21 protein-coding genes and 1 CRISPR repeat array are annotated in these 23,848 nt (G+C 47.6%); of the genes, 18 read left to right on the top strand and 3 right to left on the bottom strand.

Annotated elements, in window-relative coordinates; genetic code table 11:
• Window positions 1-143: 143 nt before the first annotated feature.
• From IEW11_RS15165 to IEW11_RS15140, 6 genes are all read left to right on the top strand, one after another.
• Entirely contained in the window at window positions 144-878 is a 735-nt protein-coding gene (locus IEW11_RS15165; RefSeq protein WP_188531896.1) for a FadR/GntR family transcriptional regulator, read from the top strand.
• Between the two features lie 125 nt (window positions 879-1,003).
• Window positions 1,004-1,960, top strand: coding sequence for a fumarylacetoacetate hydrolase family protein (locus IEW11_RS15160; protein ID WP_188531895.1), 957 nt, complete (start codon window positions 1,004-1,006; stop codon window positions 1,958-1,960).
• Window positions 1,961-2,050: 90 nt separating this feature from the next.
• On the top strand, window positions 2,051-2,758 hold the full coding sequence (locus IEW11_RS15155) for an alpha/beta fold hydrolase (protein ID WP_188531894.1): 708 nt from the start codon (window positions 2,051-2,053) through the stop codon (window positions 2,756-2,758).
• Window positions 2,759-2,762: 4 nt separating this feature from the next.
• On the top strand, window positions 2,763-3,461 hold the full coding sequence (locus tag IEW11_RS15150) for a CoA transferase subunit A (RefSeq protein ID WP_188531893.1): 699 nt from the start codon (window positions 2,763-2,765) through the stop codon (window positions 3,459-3,461).
• A gap of 15 nt (window positions 3,462-3,476) precedes the next feature.
• Complete coding sequence (locus IEW11_RS15145; RefSeq protein WP_308422743.1) at window positions 3,477-4,145, top strand: 3-oxoacid CoA-transferase subunit B; 669 nt, start codon at window positions 3,477-3,479, stop codon at window positions 4,143-4,145.
• A 24-nt stretch (window positions 4,146-4,169) separates the two neighbouring features.
• Window positions 4,170-4,943, top strand: coding sequence for an enoyl-CoA hydratase/isomerase family protein (locus IEW11_RS15140; protein ID WP_188531892.1), 774 nt, complete (start codon window positions 4,170-4,172; stop codon window positions 4,941-4,943).
• A gap of 66 nt (window positions 4,944-5,009) precedes the next feature.
• On the opposite strand, the gene IEW11_RS15135 is transcribed toward IEW11_RS15140, so the two are convergent.
• Window positions 5,010-6,377, bottom strand: coding sequence for an amidohydrolase family protein (locus tag IEW11_RS15135; protein WP_188531891.1), 1,368 nt, complete (start codon window positions 6,375-6,377; stop codon window positions 5,010-5,012).
• Between the two features lie 23 nt (window positions 6,378-6,400).
• The gene (locus IEW11_RS15130; RefSeq protein WP_188531890.1) at window positions 6,401-6,946 is read right to left on the bottom strand and encodes an NADPH-dependent FMN reductase; all 546 of its coding nucleotides are present in this window, start codon (window positions 6,944-6,946) and stop codon (window positions 6,401-6,403) included.
• A 124-nt stretch (window positions 6,947-7,070) separates the two neighbouring features.
• Here IEW11_RS15130 and IEW11_RS15125 point away from each other — a divergent pair, with 124 nt between their 5' ends.
• The 6 genes from IEW11_RS15125 (at window position 7,071) to IEW11_RS15100 (ending at window position 13,310) form a co-directional block, all read left to right on the top strand.
• Entirely contained in the window at window positions 7,071-7,889 is an 819-nt protein-coding gene (locus tag IEW11_RS15125; RefSeq protein WP_188531889.1) for a hypothetical protein, read from the top strand.
• Between the two features lie 182 nt (window positions 7,890-8,071).
• Complete coding sequence (locus tag IEW11_RS15120; protein ID WP_188531888.1) at window positions 8,072-9,385, top strand: ABC transporter substrate-binding protein; 1,314 nt, start codon at window positions 8,072-8,074, stop codon at window positions 9,383-9,385.
• Between the two features lie 58 nt (window positions 9,386-9,443).
• Window positions 9,444-10,382 carry a carbohydrate ABC transporter permease gene (locus tag IEW11_RS15115; protein ID WP_188531887.1) on the top strand — a complete coding sequence of 313 codons (939 nt, stop codon included), beginning with the start codon at window positions 9,444-9,446 and terminating at the stop codon, window positions 10,380-10,382.
• Between the two features lie 14 nt (window positions 10,383-10,396).
• On the top strand, window positions 10,397-11,233 hold the full coding sequence (locus tag IEW11_RS15110; RefSeq protein WP_188531886.1) for a carbohydrate ABC transporter permease: 837 nt from the start codon (window positions 10,397-10,399) through the stop codon (window positions 11,231-11,233).
• Window positions 11,234-11,250: 17 nt separating this feature from the next.
• Window positions 11,251-12,213: a sugar phosphate isomerase/epimerase family protein gene (locus IEW11_RS15105; protein WP_188531885.1), complete on the top strand. Its 963-nt coding sequence runs from the start codon at window positions 11,251-11,253 to the stop codon at window positions 12,211-12,213.
• Window positions 12,214-12,269: 56 nt separating this feature from the next.
• Window positions 12,270-13,310 (top strand): Gfo/Idh/MocA family protein, encoded by a 1,041-nt coding sequence (locus tag IEW11_RS15100; RefSeq protein WP_188531916.1) that lies wholly within the window; start codon window positions 12,270-12,272, stop codon window positions 13,308-13,310.
• A 46-nt stretch (window positions 13,311-13,356) separates the two neighbouring features.
• Here the strand turns inward: IEW11_RS15100 and IEW11_RS15095 are convergent, their stop codons facing one another.
• A complete protein-coding gene (locus IEW11_RS15095) occupies window positions 13,357-14,238 on the bottom strand; it encodes a helix-turn-helix transcriptional regulator (RefSeq protein ID WP_188531884.1) in 882 nt (293 codons plus the stop codon).
• A gap of 485 nt (window positions 14,239-14,723) precedes the next feature.
• On the opposite strand from IEW11_RS15095, the gene IEW11_RS15090 reads away from it, so the two are divergent.
• The 6 genes from IEW11_RS15090 (at window position 14,724) to IEW11_RS15065 (ending at window position 23,847) form a co-directional block, all read left to right on the top strand.
• A complete protein-coding gene (locus IEW11_RS15090) occupies window positions 14,724-15,065 on the top strand; it encodes a hypothetical protein (protein ID WP_505799420.1) in 342 nt (113 codons plus the stop codon).
• A gap of 21 nt (window positions 15,066-15,086) precedes the next feature.
• Entirely contained in the window at window positions 15,087-15,413 is a 327-nt protein-coding gene (locus IEW11_RS15085; protein WP_188531915.1) for a metallophosphoesterase, read from the top strand.
• A gap of 454 nt (window positions 15,414-15,867) precedes the next feature.
• Window positions 15,868-17,478: a CRISPR direct-repeat array (repeat unit 32 nt; unit sequence GTCGCATCCTACGCGGTTGCGTGGATTGAAAT).
• 152 nt (window positions 17,479-17,630) lie between these two features.
• Window positions 17,631-18,734, top strand: coding sequence for a BRO-N domain-containing protein (locus IEW11_RS15080; RefSeq protein ID WP_188531882.1), 1,104 nt, complete (start codon window positions 17,631-17,633; stop codon window positions 18,732-18,734).
• A 306-nt stretch (window positions 18,735-19,040) separates the two neighbouring features.
• Entirely contained in the window at window positions 19,041-20,618 is a 1,578-nt protein-coding gene (locus IEW11_RS15075; RefSeq protein ID WP_188531881.1) for a response regulator transcription factor, read from the top strand.
• A complete protein-coding gene (locus tag IEW11_RS15070; protein WP_188531880.1) occupies window positions 20,618-22,396 on the top strand; it encodes a cache domain-containing sensor histidine kinase in 1,779 nt (592 codons plus the stop codon). Before IEW11_RS15075 ends, IEW11_RS15070 begins: the two co-directional genes overlap by 1 nt.
• 152 nt (window positions 22,397-22,548) lie before the next feature.
• The gene (locus IEW11_RS15065; protein WP_188531879.1) at window positions 22,549-23,847 is read left to right on the top strand and encodes an ABC transporter substrate-binding protein; all 1,299 of its coding nucleotides are present in this window, start codon (window positions 22,549-22,551) and stop codon (window positions 23,845-23,847) included.
• The last annotated feature ends 1 nt before the right edge of the window (window position 23,848 follow it).

Here is a 23,848-nt window from a genome sequence, read left to right as displayed (position 1 = left end):
GGAAAACCTCACGTACGGTTTGATGAGGAGGGGCTGGGCTTCGCCCAGCCTTTCACTCTAGTGTGATGTGACTCCCGGTTTGACAGGTCTAATTTTTATACTATAATATTATTTAATTACATGAACTAATAAGGAGTCACGGTATGTCGCTACAAAATATAAGTGACCAGCTGCTGCATGAGTTAGGACGCCAGATCGTTCACGGAGAACTCCAACCAGGGCAATCTCTTCCGAAAGTTGAAGACCTCAGCTTAATGAAAGGGGTTAGCCGAACGGTCGTACGGGAGGTTTTAAAAAGCTTATCGGCACGCAGACTCATCGAGTCAACAACAAAAATCGGGACCCTGGTTTGTCCTCGGTCTAAATGGCAATGGTGGGATCCGGATGTATTGATGTGGGCATCGGAAATGGAAAACAATCATGAGTTCTTGATCAGGTTGACCGAAGTCAGATTAGCGGTCGAGCCCGCGGCAATGGAAATGGCCGCAAATAATGCGACGAACGAAGATATCGAACATATTAAGAAGTGTTTTATTCATTTGAGTGAATCTGTAAATGATGAAGAGAAATGGGTGGAAGCTGATTACCATTTCCACAACAGTCTGATCCAGGCGTCCAATAACGAGTTGATCATTAGCTTGATCCAGACTTTGCGCTTGGCGTTGGAAAGAAGCCGGCATAAGACGTTTCACGCGATAAAGCAGCACCCCGCAGAGCCTTTCATGGCACCCGACGAGGAGATTTTGGAAAGGCATAGGGCCGTCATGCAGGCGGTATGCGGAAGAAAAGGTCCGCTCGCTCGTCAGAAAATGCATGACTTGCTTAACCGGGTATCTCAGTTGATACATGACAAGGATAACAAGGAAGGGAAAACATGATCTAAATTTTTTTAATTATACCGGGATGTTACCGGTATATTTTTTTCTTGACTAAATTATATTATAATATAATAATATTAATTAATTAGCTGCTTCATATCATTTCATTATGCAGGAGGTAAGACATGGGTATTCGTATTGCAAGGTATGTACACGCTGGAACAACCCACTGGGGAGTCATTCAGAATGATGCAGTTCTCCCTATTGATGGAGCTTTCGATTCGTTGGCGGCATTGTTAAGTGCCGGAAAAGAGAATGTTTTATCAAAGCTTAACTCAGCACAAGCATTACCGCTGGAATCGATTCGTTTCGTTAGCCCGGTAACGCAGCCTGCGCGAATCGTGTGTCAAGGGGCGAACTACGCCCATCATAGGGCGGAAGCGGGATTGAAGCCTGCAAGAGCTCCTTTTAACCTTATTTTCACAAAACCTGACAGTGCTCTTAGCGGTGCGCAAGACCACATTCAGCTTCCTTCGCACGTCAAGCTTCTCGATTATGAGATCGAGCTTGGATTGGTGATGAAGACAAAAATTAATGGGCCTGTCCAGGTAACGAAAGAGAATTTGCATGAGTTCGTTGCAGGAATCCTCATTACAAACGATGTTTCTGCCAGAGATATTCAATTTGTGGAAGGGCAATGGTATAAGGGGAAAAGCTATCGCACTTTCTGTCCCGCGGGGCCCTACTTGTACTTGCTTGATCCGGAGGAAGTCCATCATATCCATAATTTAGATTTGAAATTATGGGTGAATGGGGAACTGAGACAATCTGCAAATACGGATCAGCTGCTTTATAAACCCGAGGAGACGATCGAGGAATTGTCTCGAATGATGGACTTTGACCCCGGGGATCTATTGCTAACGGGAACACCAGGCGGGGTTGCGCTGAAATTGACGGGAGAACAGCTGGAGCAATTGACAAATCCTTTTCTTTCCGGTGACCAAAAGCTGGCTCTTGTATTGGAAAGCCAGGCAGAAAATAAAAGTTATTTGAAGAACGGAGATATCGTGCGGTGCGAAATCAAAAGTCCGGACGGTAGGATCGACTTAGGTTTCCAGGAGAATCGCGTGGTACTCGCGTAAGCATATCGGAACAGCCAAAATATCTCGTTGGTCAGCTGGCTCAGTCCCTCTTGTTTTGGCTGTTATTTCTTTGCTGATCGGAGGATGCGGATGGACGATAACAATGAAATAACGCTTCTCTTTCTTTCTGGAGCGGGTGGGACACGCTCGAAGTGGAGGCGCGTCAAGGAAATGATGAACGGGCCCCGTTGTGTATTTATGGATTTGCCCGCTCACGGATCAAATGATGCCCCTATGATGCATACCATTAAAGATCATGCGAATTACTTAAAACCGCTCATCACTGATAAGACGATCGTCATCGGGCACTCGATGGGAGGACTAATCGGAATCGAACTGGCGGCGAACCATCCCAAAGTAGTTGGCTTGGTTTTGGCGGCCAGCCATTATGTCCTGCCCGTAGATTCCACGCTATTCGATAAACTTGAAAGCGGCGTGTACCCAAATGGCCTATTCTATGCCTCTTACAGCAAAGAGGCAGACAAGGCTCTTTTGGAAGAGGAACGAAGCGAGTTAAGCATCGTGCCTCTTGAAACGACGATTATCGATTACCGTTGCTGCAATGATTATGGCAATGGGAAAGAATGCTTGTCGCATATACAAAAGCCTATATTAGCCATCTATGGTCAGGACGATCGTATGCTGCCGTCTAAGGCAAGCGAAGAATTGAAACGATTAGCTCCGCATGCTGTGACGGAAGTGATACCGCAGGCAGGCCACTATGTGATGTTGGAGCGCTCGGAACATTTTGTAAACGCTTTATTGCAATTTGTGCAGCATATATCAGAAAGGAGATGAACCTTTGAAGCCTATTTTCCATACATTTGCCGAAGCCGTCCAGGACATCCCGGACGGGGCGACGCTGATGGTCGGTGGATTCGGTTTGGTGGGTATTCCGGAGAATCTGATATTGGCTTTGGTAGAGAAGGGGGTAAAGGATCTTACCATTATCTCCAATAACTGCGGGATAGATGATTGGGGACTCGGTCTTCTGCTAAAGAACAGACAGATTAAACGGATGGTAGGTTCTTATGTCGGAGGCAATAAGGAATTTGAAAGGCAGTTAATCAGCGGTGAGTTAGAAGTGAAATTAATGCCACAGGGGACGTTGGCGGAGAAGATCCGCGCAGGCGGAGCGGGCATTCCCGCTTTTTATACGCCTGCAGGCGTCGGCACGATCATTGCCGATGGCCGGGAAACCCGCGAGTTCGAGGGGAAGCCTTACTTATTGGAAGAGGCGTTGACAGCGGATTATAGCCTTATTCGAGCTGCCAAGGCGGATACGATGGGTAACTTGAAATATAACAAAACGGCACGCAACTTCAACTCGATGATGGCGGCAGCCGGGAGAATCACGATTGCCGAAGCGGAAGAGATTCAGGAGGCAGGGAGCTTCGATCCGGACACCGTTCATACGCCGGGCATTTATGTACAAAGGTTGATCGTCGGAAAGCAGCATAAGCGCATCGAGCAATTAACGGTACGTACATCACCTGCATAAAGAAGGGGGATTGCTATGAGCCTGACCCAAATGTCAGCCAGGGAAAGAATCGCTAGACGAGCGGAAAAAGAAATTGAAAATGGAATGTATGTCAATTTGGGGATTGGTATGCCTACATTGGTTGCTAATTTCATCCACCATACAAAAAAGGTTGTGCTTCAGTCGGAAAATGGTTTGCTCGGAATAGGTCCTTACCCTTTGGAAGATGAGGTCGACCCTGATCTCATCAATGCCGGAAAGGAGACCGTAACTGCTGTTCCGGGTGCTGCTTTTTTCGACAGTGCCGAGTCGTTCGCTATGATCCGGGGCGGGCATATCGATTTGGCGATATTGGGCGGAATGGAAGTATCCGAATCGGGAGATTTAGCCAATTGGATGATTCCCGGAAAGATGGTCAAAGGCATGGGAGGAGCAATGGATTTGGTGCATGGGGCCAAGCGTATCCTCGTTTTGATGGAACATGTAAGCAAGGACGGCAAACCCAAAATATTGCACGATTGCTCTCTGCCGCTTACCGGTAAATCAGTGGTGGACCGGATCATTACGGATCGTGCCGTTATCGACATAACAGAAGAAGGGCTGCGACTGATGGAGGTTGCGGAAGGCCATACCATCGCAGATATTCAGCGGACCACCGAGCCGACACTCCTCATAGATTCTCGAGTACGGCTGGATGCGTATTAAAAAGAATCGTTGGAGGGTGAAGAGATGAGAGTTGCTATAACACGGGTTCCTGACGGCAAAATTACAATGCAACAAACATCCAAAGTAGCTATCGTAACGATAAATAGGCCGGCGGCACGCAACGCGATGACGCGCAATATGTGGAAGTCACTAGGGGATATCGCAGACGACATTGGGTCCAACCCGAAAATGAAGGTTGTCGTATTAAAAGGCGTACCCGGAGAGTTTACGGCTGGATCCGATATCAAGGAATTCGCGGCGATGTCACTTGAGGAAGCGGACGAAGCATTTCACGTTATGGAACGGACCATTGCCAAGTTCGAAGAGCTCCCAATTCCGGTGATCGCGGCGATCGACGGACCGGCCATGGGAGCCGGTTTGATCCTGTCGTTGGCGTGCGATTTGCGAATCGGCACGCCTCAAGCTAGGTTAGGGATTCCGGTCGGCAAGTTAGGAATTACATTAGGGCCGCTATTTGTAAGACGGATGGTGCGCTTGATGGGACCGAGCTTTACCAAAGAACTGGTGATGACGAATCGGATATTAAACGCCGATGAAGCGTCAAGCTTAGGGCTGCTGAATCGTCTCGTAGCCTCGGAGGAACTGGAGCGGTTGACTTTTGAATTCGTTCAAACGATTATGAATCAATCCAGGGGATCGTTACAAGCCGTGAAAAAAGCGGTTGCGCATAGTTACGAAGTTCAAGATCAAGAAGGAGCATGGCGTTATGTGGATCCGATCGATTTTACGGAAGGATGTATAGCCTTTGCACAAAAACGGAAACCGAAGTTTCGGTAGTGACATGAGAGGCCGCTCCTGGCGAAGTGCCGGGAGCGGCCTTTTGTTTGTCATGTATGCTGCATCTTATAGAGCTCCGACTCCTTGAGCATTCGTTATAGTGTACTGTGACATAATGTAATCTCTGCTCTCTCTGGCGAGTTTACGTACATGATCGAGATCCACGTGCAGAAGTTTTCCTCCACGCTTCACCGGCCGTCCGGAGACAAAGACGGAGTCAACATTGCCTGCATTGGCGAACTGTACGACGGCTCCGACGGGATCATTCACAGGGAACAAGTTAAGGTCTGTCGTTCGTATCATGATCAGATCAGCTTCTTTCCCAGGCGTCAAGGTGCCGATCTTACGATCCAATCGCAGCGCCTTAGCACCCGCGACCGTGGCGAATTCCAACACCTGACGTGTGGACAAGTTTAATTCGCCGGGCATATTTTTGCTGGCTAATATGGTTTCATTGATTCGGGAACGCTCCGCTTGAAGAGTAAATTTCATTTGGGAGAACATGTCGCCGCCCGTTGACGTAACGACATCGATGCCAATTGTCGGCGTACCGCCATTTTCAAGGAACAAGCCTGTAGCGGGATAGCCATGACCCATCATCATCTCGATTTCAGGAGTGACCGATATGGAACCACCGGAATCCGCAAGCAATTTATATTCATCGTACCCCATTGTATTGGCGTGAACAAAGTTTAAATCCGGTCCAAGCAATCCGGCTTTATGCATTTTTTCAATGGAGCGGTCATCCGCTCCCCAGCTTCCAAAACCGAGGTGCATGGAGCAAAGTACATCCAGTTCTCTCGCGAGTTGAATTTCATGAACTGAAGCATCCCAATGGCTGAATTCCGGTCCCCGAATGGCTAAGCCCATCGTTACTAATTGATCGTCGGAGGAGAAATATTGTTGCTTTACGCGCCTTACATCTTCCGGAACCGTCAGCTTGCTGTCACGGCTCCAATATTCACCTTCACCGGATACGCCAAGAGCAAATACGGCGCGAATGCCGGCGTCTTGCAGGCCGCGTATATATTCATCGGTATTGTCAGGAGAGTAGATCATGCTCCAATCCAGCAAGGTCGTTACACCGGCATCAAGCGCCTCCAGTGCGCCGAGCAAATTACCTGCGTAACTGTCGTTCGGACGAAGCTTGCTCCCGATTGAGTTGTAGTAAATGTTCTGCAAATATACGGGAAGCGACCAATCGGCACCTATATTTCGAACCAAAGATTCCCAGACGTGCCGGTGCGTGTCTACAAAACCAGGCATAACGATCATATCCGTTGCATCGATGACTTCACAATCGGGAACATCCAGATTCGGCTGAACCGCTGCGATAATTGAATCGACGATGAGAACATCGGCCTTCTTGAAATCTCCGATGGATTTGTCCATCGACAACACACAGCCGTTCTTCAATAAGTATCTTTTGCTCATGATCATCATCTCCCTATGTAATATTAAGGTGTATTTGTCTTCACCCAGTCGTTGAACCGGTTTATGACCTGATCCAGAAACAATAACGTTTGTTCGTCGGCGAGACGGCCGTTCTTACACTTGCTGTCTGCGAAGTTGACGAGCACTTCATTCCCCGCGGGAGGCAAAACGCGGGCATTGAGCCCAGGACCGGACAAAATTTGCCGCAAATGCGTTTGCGCTCGCAGGGTGCCGATCATGCCGGTACTGGCTCCGATGATAAGAACCGGTTTCCCGACCATTACGAGTTCTACGCGTGACAACCAATCTAAGGCATTCTTCAGCACGCCGGGAATGGACCAATTGTACTCAGGGGTTACAATGATAATGGCTTCAGTGTCGGATACTTGTTTTTTAAACGCTTTCACAATTGGCGGTGGAATGAGTTCTACATCTTGATTATAGAATGGTAACGATCCAATATCCGCCACAGAAATTGACCATGCAGCATAACGTTCTTTCATCGTCTCCATAACGCACGAATTAAAAGAATCGGCGCGAAGGCTGCCTACCAATGCTAAGACCTTCAAGCGATCACCCGCCTTATTAATAAATAATATTTTATTATTTATATAATATGCTTTTTTTTATCTGTGATCAATATGTAATTTATTCATGATATAATTTTTACAAACGTCTCTATGGGAGGATCTCATGCAGATTTTCGGCTTATATGGTAAAAGCGGTACAGGCAAAAGCCATAAATCCATGGAAGTGAAAACAAAATTCCAGATTGATGCAGTAATCGATGATGGGATATTGATCATCAATAAAATCCGTGTTGCAGGAAGATCCGCCAAGAATGAGCAATATTTGCATGCCGCAACGAAAAGAGCCATATTTCATTCCGAAGCTCATAGGAGAGAGGTTAGGGAAGCGATCGAAGCACGCTCAATAAGAAGACTGCTTATTATCGGCACCTCTCAAAAGATGATTCTGCGGATTATCGAACGATTGCATTTGCCTCCTCAAGTCGAATGGATTCCTGTAGAACAATTTCAAACGGATGAGGAACTAAACGTCGCAAGGGAAAGGCGCGGCAAGGGGTATCACATTATTCCCATTCAGCCGATAGAGGTAGAACGGACGTATACGGGATGGTTTCGCAAATTTATTGTTCGCTTCGGTAAACGTAAGGAAGAAATTACACTAATTAAACCTTTCTATAGTGGAAAAAGCAGAATCAAAACAATGTTTGCAGTGGGCGGAAGGATTATTATCCATCCTCAAGCAATAAAGGATATCATTTATCTAACCTCGCGAAATGACGGGAAACTAATCCTCCATGATATAAAAGTGGAGGATGATCAAATCACCATCGTACTGTCGATTTATTATGGAGAAACGGTACGGGTGATACAGGATTGGAAAGGTAGAATTGAGGATAAACTAACGGAGACGTTGGGGATTCGGTATCATGTCAACGTAGAGTGGAAGAGGATTCTTCCGGTTGAGCATCCCTTCAAATCTTAATAATAAGGCGAAGAAATGAATGGAGACCAAACACTTATAGACTGGTGTTTGTGTCTCTTTTTATTTGGTTGTAGGACTAAAAAGATAGTATCCATCGAATGAATGATAGTTTGAGTCATAGCGGTAAGAGAAGAATTGATTCTATAATGAAAGCGTGTTCAAAATCGAGAGGAGGATATGGGATGTTTGATAAAATTAAGGGGTTGGCGCTTCTGCTCGTGTTGTCCATGCTGTTCACCGCATGCAGTGCGGGATCGGGGGAAAGTCAGGGAAACTCCACGGATCAAGGGGGAACTTCCAGCACCTCAGGCAAGAAAATAGAACTTAGTTTCATGGGTTGGGGGAACGAGCAGGAGCGGGAGTTGTATGAAAAAATGCTCAAAGGCTTTGAAGCCAAACACCCGGAATATAAAGTGAACTACATCTACGTTCCGAAAGATTATGATACGAAATTGAAGACGATGCTGACCGGAAACACGCTGCCCGATGTATTCTGGGTAGGTGAAACGGTCGTTCCCGACTATGCCAAAACAGGAAAGCTGGAACCGTTAGATGCCATTGTAAGCATGAACGGACTGGACGAGGATTTCGTGCCGGGTCTACTCGACTACGGCAAGTACGACGGGAAACAATATACGATTCCCAAAGACTGGGAACCTTACGTGATGTATATTAATGTCGATCTGTTCAACGAGGCAGGCGTTCCGGTCCCGACAGGAGATTGGACAATGGATGAATTTATGGATATCGCAAAGAGAATGACAGTGCAAGAAGATGGGCGAATTACCCAATACGGTGTTGGGTTGGAAACATGGTGGGGACCATGGAGTGTATTTGCCGGCAATGAGGGCGGCGTTTGGTTTAAGGACGGCAAAGCCAATTTCAATGACCCTAAAGTCATAAAAGGGCTACAGCGGATGTACGATTTGTTCCAAACCGATAAATCGGCGCCGTCTCCTTCCGCACTGCAGCAATCCGGAATGGGGCAGTCTCAGATGTTTGAGACAGGAAAAGTCGCGATGTACGCTTCCGGCAGATGGATGGTTCCGACGTTCCGTCAAACGGCAAGCTTCGAGTGGACGGCCGTGGAAATGCCGATCGGCGAAACGCGTATCAACCCGTTATTCTCCGGCACACTGGCTATCAGTAAAGACAGCAAAGATAAAGATGGCGCTGCCAAGCTGCTTACTTACGTGCTCAGCGAAGAGGGGCTGAAAGATATAATCGGTCTTGGACTCGCCATGCCGAACAAGATGAAGTATATGGATGATCCGGAGATGGTAAACGCTCCGCCGGCAGTTGAACCGTTCAAGGCTACGGCCCAATATCTGGACACCGAGATCCAGCTCGCAGCCACGCAAAGCGGCCATTTCTCCGAACTGATCAACAAATATGTTCAGCCGGAGCTGGACTCCGCGTTCAACGGCAAACAGACGATTCAGGAGGCGGTCGAGAATATCGATGCCAAAGCGAACAAGGAACTTTTCAACAAGTAATTGTGACCGACATTGCAAAGGGGAGAGTCACCTCTCCCCTTGATATAAGGAGGGCTAGATGAATACGTTAAGTGATTTGACTGCAGCACCAGAGAGAACGCGGCTCACCAGAAGGGCATTGCATAAAAAATTACGGGACAACCTCGTAGGGTACAGCTTCATCGCTCCCGCCCTGATCGGATTTCTTGCGTTTACTTTGCTTCCGGTGCTTGCCGCATTCGTAATCGGATTTCTTAACTGGGACCTGCTTACGGCTCCGACGTGGGCGGGGATCAAAAACTATGCCGCTCTTCTTCAGGATGAAGTGTTTTTGATCAGTCTCCGCAACACGATCATGTGGGTGGTGTACTACGTTCCGGCATCCATCGCCATCTCTCTGATCTTGGCGCTGGCGATGAATATGCCTCTGAGAGGAATAACCGCTTTCCGGGCAATGCTGTATATTCCGGTCATAAGCCCGCTTCTTGCGGTTGCGCTGTTGTTCGTATGGTTGTTTAACCCTGATTTTGGATTGATTAACTTTATGCTTTCCAAGATCGGCATTCAACCGATCGGATGGTTGACGGACGAGCGCCTTGCGCTGCCGAGTATCGCCCTTATGGCGATTTGGAAAAATGCCGGCTGGAATATGCTGATCTTCTTAGCCGCCCTTCAAGGCATTCCGCGGCATTTATACGAAGCCGCCGATTTGGACGGTGCGACCAAATGGCAGAAGTTCCGGAATGTGACCTTTCCGCTCCTTGCGCCTGCGACGTTTTTTATCGTCATTATGTCTTTTATCGGCGCGTTTCAAGTGTTTGGCGAAATTTACATCATGACCAACGGCGGACCGGGTTATTCCACACATACATTGGCGTACTATTTATGGTCGAACGCATTCAAGTTCAATAAGATGGGTTATGCCGGCGCGATTTCCATGGTTATGTTCTTGCTGATCTTGCTGGTGACCGTTCTGCAGAACCGCTTTTTTGGGCGAAAAGTACAATATGATCTATAGGTAGGAGTGGAAAAATGCCTCTAAGAAAAGGTCTAGGGACACCTGTCTCATACCTCATCCTTATCGTCATGTCGATCGTCAGCATTGCTCCGTTTCTTTGGATGTTCACCACATCCGTCAAGGATCAGAAAGAGATATTTCTATTTCCGCCGAAATGGATTCCCAGCGTGTTCAAATGGCATAACTACGTCGAGGCATGGAATGCGGGTGGGTTGAATTTCAGCCTGATGTTCTATAATACGATGCTGATCGTCATCCCGGTAACGATTTTTACGGTGCTGGCCTCCTCCATGGCCGCGTATGCCTTCGCGAGAATTGAATTTCTCGGTCGAAATTTTCTGTTTATGCTTCTCCTGGCTTCGATGATGATTCCCGGCGCTGTCACGCTAATCCCGCAGTTTATTCTATTCCGTGAACTGACCTGGCTGGATTCCTTCCTGCCGCTTATTGTTCCCGGGCTGTTCGGAAACGCGTTTGCGATCTTCTTGCTGCGGCAATTTTTCATGACCATCCCAGGGGAGCTTGAAGACGCCGCGATGATAGACGGCTGCAGCCGTTACCGTATATGGTTCCAGATGTTCCTGCCGCTGTCCAAACCTGCTGTCGCCACATTGACCGTATTTACGTTCCAGGGCGTATACAACGACTTTATCGGGCCTCTGATCTACATCAACAGCCAGAATAAATTTACGGTTCAACTTGGATTGGCCGCTTTCAACGGCGTTTATCAGACGAGGTACGATTTGCTGATGGCGGCTTCCGTATTTACGCTGCTGCCCATCATTATCCTCTTCCTGTTTGCGCAGCGTTACTTCATAGAAGGCATTACAATGTCTGGATTGAAAGGATAAGAGAGGGAGGTTTACGGATGAAATTAGGAGTCTTTGCGGTTCTGTTCAGTAATAAATCGTTCGAGGAAACTTTGAACTATCTGGAATCCCAAGACGTGGAATCCATCGAGATCGGAACCGGCGGTTATGTCGGCAACGCGCATTGCAATCCCGCCGAACTGCTGCAAGATCAGACGAAACTAAAAGCGTTAAAAAAAGCAGTGGACGCAAGAAATCTAACGATCAGTGCGCTAAGCTGCCATGGCAATGCGCTGCATCCACAGAAGGAGATCGCAGCCCGTTTTCATCAAGATTTTAAAAACAGTGTAGAGCTGGCGGAGAAGCTGGAGGTTCCCGTTGTCGTGACCTTCTCCGGTCTGCCGGGCGATCACGAGGAGGCCCGGCATCCGAACTGGCCCGTGGCGCCCTGGCCTAACGATTTTCAAGAGGTCTACAAATGGCAGTGGGAAAAGAAGGTGATTCCTTATTGGAAGGAAATGGGGAGGTTTGCCGCAGATCGCCACGTGAGAATCGCTTTGGAGCCGCATGGTGGATTCTCCGTGCATACGCCTGCAACCCTGTTGAAATTGAGGCAGGAGGTCGGCGAAGTCATCGGGGCAAACTTCGATCCCAGCCATATGTGGTGGCAGGGGATTGATCCGGTTCAGGCGATCCGGATTCTCGGTACGGAGAACGCGATCTATCACTTTCACGCGAAGGATACATCCATCGATCAGGTAAATGTGCACAGGTTCGGACTGACGGATATGCAGCCATACAGCGTAAACCGGGCTTGGCAGTTCCGAACGGTGGGCTATGGACACGACATGAAGGTATGGTCGGATATCGTAAGCGCTCTGCGTCTTGCCGGCTATGACGGGGCGGTCAGCATTGAACACGAGGATGGATTGATGTCCAAGGAAGAAGGGCTCAAGAAGGCAATCGCCAACCTGAGACAAGTACTCATCAAGGAGCCGCTCGGGGATATGTGGTGGGTCTAGCCATGAAGGAATCCTATTCTCATCAGAATCCAACCTGCGACGAAAGGGATATGTGGATGAAAAAATACCGAATAGCAATTGTCGGATGCGGCAGCATGGCAAATACTTGGGTTGACTATGCGCTTCAAAGGGAAGATGCAGAAATCGTGGCGCTAGTCGACATCAAACAGGAATTTGCTCAGGCGATGGCAGGCAAGCGCGGTCTTCAATGCCCGACTTTTACAGATTTGAGGATGGCCATTAAAGAAACAGATGCCAATCTGGTTTTTGATGTGACAATTCCCGAGAGCCACTTCCACGTCGCGGTCACGTCCATGCGGGAAGGCTGCAACGTATTTGGGGAAAAACCGATGGCGGCAACGCTGGATGCCTGCAACGAAATCATTCGCGTCTCGGAGCAGACGGGCCGATCGCACACGACGATGCAAAACCGCCGGTTTGACCCTAGAATCCGTGCGTTCGAACAATTAATCGCGTCCGGCACGATCGGCAAGCCGGGATATGCCGGAGCGGATTTTTTCCTGGGCCCGCATTTCGGAGGTTTCCGGGATGTGATGGACAGCCCGCTGCTGCTGGACATGTCCATTCATACGTTCGATCAAGTAAGGCTCATTCTCGGCAGCGACCCGGTATCCGTGTACTGCCACGAGTATAATCCGCCCGGTTCATGGTACATGGGCAACGCGTCGGCGATATGCATATTCGAGATGTCGGACGGCTCCGTTTTTTGTTATCGCGGTTCGTGGTGCGCGGAAGGGGCGCCTACATCCTGGGAGGCAAGCTGGCGCGTCACGGGAGAGAAGGGCACTGCGATTTGGGACGGACAAGGCAGCCCTTACGCGGAAGTGGTGGCTCCGGCCTTGGCCGGCGAGTGGATGCATAAATATGTACGGGTTGACGCCGAGGTGAAACCGGCAGCTCATACCTACCATTTCGGATGCCTGGATGAAATGTTTGCTTCTCTTGAGGAGGGCCGCAGAGCGGAAACCGATTGCAGGGATAACATCCATAGTATGGCGATGGTGCTAGGCGCGGCGGAAAGCGCAAAAACCGGCAAAAAAATCGATATCGCAGATTTGTACACGGTTTATGTCTAAATTGGAATGCCCCCAGAAGCTTTTTCTCTGGGGGCATTTCATGTTTCTATCGATTGATTTTTGAATTGTCATGAGCCATCTTGCGATATTTAGCGGGGGAGATGAACTTACTTTCTCGAAAGACTTTTCCGAAATAGGTGGCACTGCCGAACCCCACCCTTTCGGCAATTTCGGAGATGGACAGGTCGGAGTTGACGAGTAAGGTCTCAGCCCCGTAAATGCGCAGATTATTTATATATTCAATCAAGGTTTTACCGGTAATTTTCTTGAACAGCCGATAAAAATGACTCGGGCTGATATTGATCATCGCTGCGGCATCTTTGATGCATATGCCTCTCACATAGTTGGATTCCAGATATTTCAGCAGTATTCGAAACTCTTCCGGCACTGGGCCGCGGTTTAATATCTTCGGGTTTTGCTCGACTAATTTATAGTAATTTCGGAACATCAAGCCAAGAATGTGGAAAATTTTAGATTTGACAATTAACTCATAGCCGACGTTTTTTAACGTGAATTCCCGAATAAGATCGTTGATCAAAGCCCGGATCTCTGTTGCTTCCTCACCTTTGACGATATTGGGAAAAATGATGTCCCGATTGATAATGGGAACGATATATTTGCTTTCCGTGCTGTCCAAGTGAAAGTTTCGTATCAAACTTTCATTGGATACGATCGCGATTAATGCCGTCCCCTTCTCGAGGGAGGTTACGCCGTGAATTTGATTCGCATTCACAAAGACTAAATCCTCACTGTGGATTTCGGAAAAGTTGGCGTCGATCTGCAGCCTGGCCCTGCCTGTGACCACATAAATCCATTCAATATGAGCATGCCAGTGGATGTGTATCGGCTGTTCATCATGGTTGCAAAAAAATACATTTATGGGAAAGGTTTTATCTAATGGTGTTGACTCAAGAACTGCCTGCCTCATAATGAGTTTCCCCCTACAGGATATCATACCTAAATGTATAACAAGTTCATGAAGTTCTTAATGTCGAAATATAGGAACTGCAGCACGACTCAAACTATTGGCTATGCTTTTCGGGAGAATACATGCGCATCCACATCTGGATGAGAAAATATGGCTGCTAATATTAGAATGGAATAGATTTGCGAGGGTATATCCGGAATGGGGCGAATGCATCCTTAATGCATGTATATCGGTAACGCTAACAAATGGAATTATCTCTAATTGTACTATAAAAATGATTCCATAATCTAGAACAATGTTGTTAAGCTGCAGCTAACATTAGGGCGTGTCAGTCAAGAAAATCGTGGAATCCGGACATTTTCGGTGACCGTGAGCAAGAGGTCATCATCGGACGCTTCGGCCTGAAGGCCGGCGGCGACGAACCTTTTTTTCATTAATGGAAACTTATTTACAAAGATACAATATTGCGTTAACTCTGCCATTACATCCTGCCATTAACGACGGACGCTGTAACAAAGTTTCCGTATCAACGCTTCGAAGTGAAGCTGGACGCGTCGGTCAAGAGCACCGATAAGGTAGAGATTGCTTGGAAAGGCATGTCGCTGGAAGGCCGGAAAGTCACGCTTTACATCTGGAATCGGGAGACCGGGCAATGGACCGCTCTGGCGAACCAGGTGGCCGGAACGGAACCATTCGAGCTGAAGTCGTTCGTTACGGCTGGCGATTATGTGGTCGACGGATCGATTCATGCGCTCGTGCAGGATGAAGTTTCACAAACCTCTGGTGATTTCGACTACTCGTTTGTATGGATGTCGGATACGCAGTAATACTCCGAAAGTTATCCGAATATTTACAGTAATATTGAAAAGTGGATCGCCGACATCAAAGAGGCGCATAAAATCAAATATGTCGTGCACACCGGTGACCTTGTGGATGAAGACGACAAGCCGGAGCAGTTGAATGTGGCATCGGCCAATATGAAGATGCTAGAGGATGGGGGTATCCCTTACGGGGTGTTGGCTGGCAACCATGACGTTTTTGGAAAGGACGCGAAATACGATAATTATTGGAAGCCCTTCGGTGAAGTCCGGTTTAAGCGGCAGCCGACCTATGGAGGCTCTTACGATAATAATCGCGGACGTATGCGATGGATCGGATATTTATCACTTCAGTAAATATGACGTTCTTGAATACGATAAGACGTATGCGTACTTTACGGATGCGCATTGGGCGCATGATACTTGTTATTAGCCTAATGATCAGTAATTAATAGTTTTCTTATGATCAATGAAGTGGGAAAATAGAGAATTTTTTGAAAAAAGGGAATGCTGCTGTTATCATGAGGATGAGGAAAAATTATATATACAAATTTAGAGATTGAGCACATTGACGCCGCCGTTGAATTTACAAGTAAGCCTTATATTAAAAAGGTTATTTGATTTTTGGTAGTGCGAATATACGGTGCGAATGTGAAGCGCACATGATTTCCCGGGAACATCCGCACCATAAAATTGTTATAAAATGTAAATAAAATCTTTGTTTTTTCTTTATATTGTTTCGATATTTTTTGTTTGCGCGTATTTTTGAACCGAAGCATGACATTTCGATATGTTTGAGTCAAAAATCGCTGTCGCATCCTACGCGGTTGCGTGGATTGAAATTTCCTCCTTATATGGGATGTTTAAACGATCTCTGGTCGCATCCTACGCGGTTGCGTGGATTGAAATCTCGAGTTGCTCGTCTGTCAATTGATTTAAAGCGTCGCATCCTACGCGGTTGCGTGGATTGAAATATCAAGCGATCGATGAAATAGAGGTTGTTGAATGGTCGCATCCTACGCGGTTGCGTGGATTGAAATAAAAAGTCGGCGAAAGACTCCAAGAAGACAATCGTCGCATCCTACGCGGTTGCGTGGATTGAAATATCGCAACAATGTTGTAGTAGACAGGGTTTCCGTGTCGCATCCTACGCGGTTGCGTGGATTGAAATTTCTCAAGCAGCTTGTCTAGCTTGTCAGACAACGTCGCATCCTACGCGGTTGCGTGGATTGAAATTAGAATGGGGGCGGATATCGATGCAACTAAAGGAGTCGCATCCTACGCGGTTGCGTGGATTGAAATAGATGAACATGGGGTGGTTACTTGGACAAGCAGGAGTCGCATCCTACGCGGTTGCGTGGATTGAAATCACTACGTGTATAATAGCCGATGAATTGGCGTAGGTCGCATCCTACGCGGTTGCGTGGATTGAAATTGTGATGGCGGCAAAAGCCGGTAACATCAATGGCGTCGCATCCTACGCGGTTGCGTGGATTGAAATCATCTGCTTCTAACCTCTCTTTCGTTAATGTGCGTCGCATCCTACGCGGTTGCGTGGATTGAAATAAAAAGCCCTCATGATTCTTCTGTAAAATGGGTACGTCGCATCCTACGCGGTTGCGTGGATTGAAATCCAAATGTCCAGCATGTATCGGATGTTAAACAAGGTCGCATCCTACGCGGATGCGTGGATTGAAATCCAAATGTCCAGCATGTATCGGATGTTAAACAAGGTCGCATCCTACGCGGATGCGTGGATTGAAATTTCCGGCTGTCTTAACCCCTGACTCGGCAAATAGTCGCATCCTACGCGGATGCGTGGATTGAAATATCCAAGTGTGAGGAAGCAACCAGAACCATAAAAGTCGCATCCTACGCGGATGCGTGGATTGAAATCTCTCGACTGCATGACCGCATACATCGCATTTGCGTCGCATCCTACGCGGATGCGTGGATTGAAATCTCTTTCTTGGTGGTAACCTGTATCGGTTTGGCCGTCGCATCCTACGCGGATGTGTGGATTGAAATATCTTGTCGAACTTGACCATGTAGTTATCGAACAGTCGCATCCTACGCGGATGCGTGGATTGAAATCTCCGCATCGGTATAGCGAAAATAGCGCGCCGCGTCGTATCCTACGCGGATGCGTGGATTGAAATATTCGGATCACTTACGGTTCGACCACCGTTTAAGTCGCATCCTACGCGGATGCGTGGATTGAAATACTCATGGAGCTGCTTGAAGAATGGAGCATCGCAGTCGCATCCTACGCGGATGCGTGGATTGAAATCATCTGCGTTTTTATCTATGATCAAATGCCGCATTGTCACATCCTACACGGATGCGTGGATTGAAATTTGCTCACTCTCTAACTGACTCGTCAAATAACTGTCGCATCCTACGCGGATGCGTGGATTGAAATTCTTTGTCGTGTATTCTTTAGAACAATTCTGCAGACATGCATACTTGAACAATTGGATGTAACCTTTCTCCCACTAAGTGCGTCTGAGACACTGAATAGCGGTAACAACAAGATATAAACAAGACATTTCAACGCAGGGGGAGGAAGGAACCATGAAAAAACGTAAATGGATGATTATGATTACAGCAGCCGGCTTGATCGCAACGACGACGGCGGTAGGTGCAAATGGTTTAATGAAAAAAGTGACGGGCTTTCTCGATAATGATGTTATGGTATCCATCAATGGCACAGATACAACGATTCAGCCGGTTTATATTGACGGAAAGGCGTATTTTCCGGCCAGGGATACGGCTAACGCACTCGGTTATAGCTTGAATTGGAGCAGGGACCAAATTGAACTGGTAGAAAAGGAATCGGAAATGGAGGAGTTCTTGCAAACTTCAGGTGTCATCGTCAGTGTTGAGCCAATCGATGATCGATACCGGCTTGAAGTGCTCGGTCACGGTCCGAATACGTGGATCATCCTCTATGCAGACAAGGAGACTGTTCTAACCAATGCGGCCGGGGATGCTTTTGCTGCCAAGGATCTTAAAGCCGGCATGCATATTACCGCACAGTATGGACCGATTATCGCCTTTAGTTTCCCGGGTCAATCTCATGCCGCAAGCATTCAGGTGGGCGACGAGCGTTTGATAAAGGAAGAGGCGATACTCTCTGTTGATCAGACGGATGACGGCTGGCAAATCCAATTCGGTGAAATGAAGGATGGCGCGGAAGCTCCTGAGCTGACGCTAAACGCGGGAAAGGAAACGATGCTGGTTACCCCTGAAGGTTATCCGGTGGAATGGTCCCAGATCAAGGCCGGAACCAAGGTTCGCGCTTATTATGGACCAATTATGACGAAGAGCATTCCACCGCAAAGCCCGGCCGATGTGATTGTCGTCTTGGACGGACTAGTTGATCCAACAAGCGTCAATGAGTACCGCGAATTGGCTTGGACATTCGTACCGGAGAGTGAAAAAGAACATTTAATTACGAAGCAAGAGAATGCGCAGGTAGACTTCATTCTAGCGAAAGGCGCTGCCATCGTCCCGGCCGATGACAAGCAGAAGGAGATCCTCGCCGATATTCAATCCAGGGACGGCAAGCTAATTACTGTTACCTACAACACGGATCAGGATGCGCTGCTCGGCCCCTTGATGATCGTCATCCATCCGGAGACGAAAGAGCTGATTGGATTTTTCCAAAGATTGTAGTCACGGTATAACAACATATCAAAGCACGAAAATAAATCCACAACAGTTAGACTAAGGAGTGAAATGCTTTCCTCCTTAGTCTTTTTTGTTGCCCGCTTCGGCAGGACGTTGATCTAAGATGCAGGAAACATAACTGCTTGTGTTATAATTTATATACTTCGCGTCACTAATCAACAAACCCCGCAGAAAATATACTAATGTAAATATCTTAAAATGATAGCGTTTTCTGATTCACATTATCCTTTATGGATTGCAGGTAATAAGGCAGAATCATTAGATTTCGCAATACTGACGGAGGGATAGACATTGACATCAAAGGAATTATGCAGGGTGCTAATCGTAGACGATGAAATACTGATCAGGCAGGGGATTAAGCATTATTTAAATTGGAAACAGGAAGGCTTCCAAATCGTTGGTGAAGCTTCCAATGGCAAGGAAGCGCTCGAGCTTATAGATGAGACTCATCCGCATATTGTACTCACGGACATCGTCATGCCTGTCATGGATGGGGAGGAATTGACAAGAGCGATCAAGGTCAGGTATCCGGATATCGAGGTTGTCGTACTCAGCAGCTTCGGGGAGTTTGATTACGTCCGCTCTACCTTCCAAAGCGGGGTAGCCGATTACATTCTGAAGCCGAAACTTGAAACGCAGGAGCTGCTCCGGGTTTTAAGGGCAACAGCGGGCAAAATACCGTCACTCCATGCAACGGATGCAACGGAAGAGATTAGTCTTTCTATTGATCAAATCATAGAAAGGCTGGTAGCCGGTTACGATATAGACTACGATCCGGATGCTGTAGTGGAACGATTCCCATATGACAGCTTCTGTTTGTTTGGCGTCAGTCTGAAGCATTTGCCATCCGGTATGAACAGCGCTCGCTCTATTCTCATCCAGATGATCGAGGCTGAGCTCGAGGCTGGTGTGCCGCACTTGGCTTATCGTTCATTTTCAATCGAACAGAACGTTGCCGCTGTTCTGCTGAATGTGGAAAAGAGTCGGCTGCCGGAATTGAATAAGGCTGCCGCAGATGTGGTTGCCGCGACGGCAGACTCCGCTCCGTATGCGGTCTTTGCACTCAGCGGGCCTTTTACGGATTTCGCTGAGCTGGGCGCCGTATATAAGGAGGGCTTATTAAAGCTGCTTCAATACAGCTTTTATTTTCCAGACAGACGACTGATCGTACACAATGAGATACCGGTCCCGGCACCTCAAGCCGTCAAGTTCAACCTCAATCGGTTTACGGAGGAGCTGAAGCGCAGCCAGTTCGATGTGGCTTTCGGTGAATTGAAGCAGCATGTAGCCGCCATGACTGCCAGCTACACGACAGACATCTTTGAGTTCAAATCATTTCTAAGCAATATTATCTTCAATGTTACGGTACTGCTTGGCAATATGGATTACGATGTCAAGGAACTGGAGAAAGCCAGATACAAATACTTCAATTCCATTGACGAATCGCGTAATGCGGACGAGGCTGCGTCTCAGCTGTTCGACTTTATCACGGCAGCCCAGAATTGCATCTGCTCCTCTGCGAGCCATGCGGGAGGCGCTAATATGAAGATGCTTCTCGAATATATCGATCAGCATTATTCCGATCCGCTGAGCCTGAAGGATATGGCAAACCATTTTCATTTTAACCCTTCTTATCTGTCCAGTTACTTCAGCACCTATAACAAGGAAGGTTTCGCAGAGTACCTGAACAAGATTCGTACGGAGAAGGCCGCCGAGCTGCTGCGCAAGGACGCCGCATCCATCTCCGAGATTAGCGGCATGGTCGGGTATTCGGATCACAGCTATTTCTGCAAAGTATTTAAGAAGATGACAGGCCTCTCTCCGAGCCAATACCGACGGCAACACTCGATGCAAGGGAAGCGACTATAATGAGACGATTTTTGGATCGATTCAAATTTCATGGCTTGTTTGTAAAAATGTTCATCATCATGGTGGTCAGTATTATTGCTGTATCCATTCTGATCACCTGGTCCACCATCCGTATATCGGAACGGCTGTTTATCGAAACGTTCAGTATTACGAACTCCAAGGTCATCAGCCAAATTAACTCAGGCCTGGAGTCGTTTAACTACTCCATCATCACAGCCTCCAGCAATATCCTGCAGAACGGAACGATTAAGCGGTTTCTTACGGAGGGGGATTCCGACTCCCTCACGATGTTTAAGGCTTTTTACAATATGAACCTGCAAATGATGCAAATTACATCCAACCTGGATGCTTATGAAGTGAGTATAAACGTAATCGGAATGAACGGCAGATCTTATGCGAGCAACCGGTCGAACTGGCCGATATCCGATAATGAGTTGAAGCAGCATGATATGACCGCATATACGCATCAGCAGCCGAAACGGCTGTTGTATCACCTTGATCATGGCGATGAACACAGAGAGCCCACAATCGTCGCGGCCAAGGCCTTGATGGATCGGGCGACCGGCAATATTTACGGCTCGATGTATTTCGCCATTCGCGAAAGTGAGTTCAGGCGCTTCTACGCAAGCTATACGAGCATCGGCAATGATGTTATTGTCCTGAACAGGTCGGGTGTCATCGTATCGAGCAATCAGGTGAATCTCATTGGGCAGAAGGCTAATGATCTGCTGGCTCACGCCATAGAGCTCGAAGAGCAGGCGCTTGAGTATAAGGATGCTTATGTAATGGGCAAAGAGCAAATCGTATTGTCGGACTATCTATCCTCATATGATTTGTATCTCGTTAACTTGATCGACAAGCAGTTGGCGCTTGGCCAATTAATTGATACCAAGGCGATTGTTCTGATCTGCATCGCGATCGTTACCGGGGCTTTGATCATTGTTTTTCTCATCTCCAGAAGACTGACCAAGTCGCTAACCCGGCTTGTCAAACAGATCGCCAATATATCTAAATACGAATTCGATCATTATGTGACGGTTTCGGGCAGTTATGAAACCCGTCAACTGGCACAGGCTTTTAATTCCATGCTGGACGAGCTCCATGATTACGTCAAAGAGCTTGTGCAAACGCAGAAAAGGCAGCGTAATGCCGAGCTGGCAGCGCTTCAGCGGCAGATCAATCCGCATTTTTTGTACAATACGCTCGCTTCGATCAAAATCATGGTTCAGCAGAGCAGCAAGGAGAAGGCTGCGGAAACCATTAATGCGCTGATCTCCCTGCTTCAGAACGCAATCGGCAATGTCAATGAGACGATCAGCGTAGAACAGGAGCTCGTCAATTTGAAAAACTATGCGTTTATCAATCAAGTGCGCTATGGCGACAGAATCAAGGTTAGTTATTTTGTTGCGCCCGACTGCATGGAGGCTCAGGTACCGAAGCTTATTATCCAGCCCTTTATCGAAAATGCTTTCTTCCATGCTTTTAACATAAAGCCGGAAGGCTATATTTATGTCATGATATCCCGGGAGTCGGAGGCATTAATCTGTGAGGTGGCCGACAACGGCGACGGCATGCGCAGCGAAGCCGGCCGGAAGCTGCCCAAATCCCAAAGCAAACGCCAGTTGTTCACCGGAATCGGCGTCCGCAACGTACATGAGCGGCTCCTGTTGCTGTATGGAGAGCCTTACGGTGTAACGATTACGAGTGAAATCGGTGGGGGAACACGGGTGAGGATCAAGCTTCCTTTCATCCAAACTAAAGAAAAGACAAAATTCTAAATATAGTTCAAGAGAAAGAAAGCGTATTCAATCAACAGACAATGATATCACCAATCCATACAAATATTGTACTAACGTTTAATTTTATCGGAATGATAAGATGTAAACGTAATCAGAAAACGTTTTCATTAAACCGTCTGGGGGTTGAAAAAGTGAAAAAATTATTGGCATTGTTTATGGCAAGTATGTTGTTATTAGCTGCATGTTCATCCGGAAGCAATGAACCAAATGGCAATACCGGGTCAACAGGAACGGACGGCGGGGCACAAGTGACGGTGTGGGCATGGGATCCCAACTTCAATATCAAAGCTTTAAATATTGCAAAGGAAGCTTATGCGGCGGAGAATCCGGACGCGAATATCAATATCGTCGAGAATGCGCATGACGATATTATCCAGAAGCTGAATACGGGCTTGGGCGCGGGAACGACCAGCGGGCTGCCGAATATTGTATTGATCGAGGATTATCGCGCTCAAGGCTTCCTGCAGGCCTATCCGGACATGTTCTACGATCTGACGGAACATATCAATGCTTCGGAATTTGCCGAATACAAGATCGGGCCGACCAGCTTTGACGGCAAAAACTACGGACTGCCGTTTGACTCTGGCGTAGCTGGCTTATTCGTTCGTACCGATTATCTGGAGCAAGCGGGCTATACAATCGAAGACCTGCAGGGCATCGATTGGAAGCAATACATCGAGATCGGCAAGAAAGTGAAGGAAGCAACCGGCAAGGATATGATTTCGCTTGACCCGAATGACCTCGGCATTATCCGCGTGATGATTCAGACCGTCGGATCATGGTACATGGAAGAAGACGGCGTAACGCCAAATCTTGTCGGAAACGAACCGCTGAAAGAAGCTTTCCAGCTCTATAAAGAGATGATGGAAGCGAATATTGTGAAGCCTAACTCCGATTGGAGCCAATACGTAGCTACCTTTAACAGCGGTGATGTGGCAAGCGTGCCTACCGGTAACTGGATCAACGCATCGATCAAGGCGGAAGCCTCGCAGTCCGGCAATTGGGCGGTCGCACCGATTCCGAAGCTGCCGGATCACCCTGACGCGGTTAACGCCTCCAATCTGGGCGGAAGCTCCTGGTATGTCCTGAATATTCCGGGCAAAGAGCAGGCAGCGGATTTCCTGGCCAAAACCTTCGGTTCAAACGTTGATTTCTATCAGCAGCTCATCACCGAGGTTGGAGCGATCGGCACTTACATTCCTGCTGCCGATGGCGAAGCTTACAAAGCTACTGACGAATTCTACGGCGGACAAAGCACGATTACTGATTTCGCGGCATGGACAGAGCAAATCCCGCGTGTTAACTACGGTATGCACACCTATGCGATCGAAGATATTCTCGTCGTAGAGATGCAGAATTTCCTGAACGGCAAAGACCTCGATAAAGTGCTGGAGGATGCGCAGAATCAAGCGGTAGCTCAAATTAGATAAC

It is taken from the genome of Paenibacillus abyssi (genome assembly GCF_014640295.1).
Lineage (GTDB): Bacteria > Bacillota > Bacilli > Paenibacillales > Paenibacillaceae > Paenibacillus_D > Paenibacillus_D abyssi.
The sequence above is the reverse complement of the archived record's forward strand: the minus strand, read 5'-3'. Positions and strand labels throughout refer to the sequence as shown.

Bases quoted from the DNA above. Each gene is read 5' to 3' on its own strand.
- IEW11_RS15160 (WP_188531895.1), top strand. From the start codon at position 1,004: ATGGGTATTCGTATTGCAAGGTATGTACACGCTGGAACAACCCACTGG.
- IEW11_RS15165 (WP_188531896.1), top strand. From the start codon at position 144: ATGTCGCTACAAAATATAAGTGACCAGCTGCTGCATGAGTTAGGACGC.
- IEW11_RS15100 (WP_188531916.1), top strand. From the start codon at position 12,270: ATGAAAAAATACCGAATAGCAATTGTCGGATGCGGCAGCATGGCAAAT.
- IEW11_RS15070 (WP_188531880.1), top strand. From the start codon at position 20,618: ATGAGACGATTTTTGGATCGATTCAAATTTCATGGCTTGTTTGTAAAA.
- IEW11_RS15155 (WP_188531894.1), top strand. From the start codon at position 2,051: ATGGACGATAACAATGAAATAACGCTTCTCTTTCTTTCTGGAGCGGGT.
- IEW11_RS15125 (WP_188531889.1), top strand. From the start codon at position 7,071: ATGCAGATTTTCGGCTTATATGGTAAAAGCGGTACAGGCAAAAGCCAT.
- IEW11_RS15095 (WP_188531884.1), bottom strand. From the start codon at position 14,238: ATGAGGCAGGCAGTTCTTGAGTCAACACCATTAGATAAAACCTTTCCC.
- IEW11_RS15145 (WP_308422743.1), top strand. From the start codon at position 3,477: ATGAGCCTGACCCAAATGTCAGCCAGGGAAAGAATCGCTAGACGAGCG.
- IEW11_RS15140 (WP_188531892.1), top strand. From the start codon at position 4,170: ATGAGAGTTGCTATAACACGGGTTCCTGACGGCAAAATTACAATGCAA.
- IEW11_RS15080 (WP_188531882.1), top strand. From the start codon at position 17,631: ATGAAAAAACGTAAATGGATGATTATGATTACAGCAGCCGGCTTGATC.
- IEW11_RS15110 (WP_188531886.1), top strand. From the start codon at position 10,397: ATGCCTCTAAGAAAAGGTCTAGGGACACCTGTCTCATACCTCATCCTT.
- IEW11_RS15135 (WP_188531891.1), bottom strand. From the start codon at position 6,377: ATGAGCAAAAGATACTTATTGAAGAACGGCTGTGTGTTGTCGATGGAC.
- IEW11_RS15105 (WP_188531885.1), top strand. From the start codon at position 11,251: ATGAAATTAGGAGTCTTTGCGGTTCTGTTCAGTAATAAATCGTTCGAG.
- IEW11_RS15115 (WP_188531887.1), top strand. From the start codon at position 9,444: ATGAATACGTTAAGTGATTTGACTGCAGCACCAGAGAGAACGCGGCTC.
- IEW11_RS15120 (WP_188531888.1), top strand. From the start codon at position 8,072: ATGTTTGATAAAATTAAGGGGTTGGCGCTTCTGCTCGTGTTGTCCATG.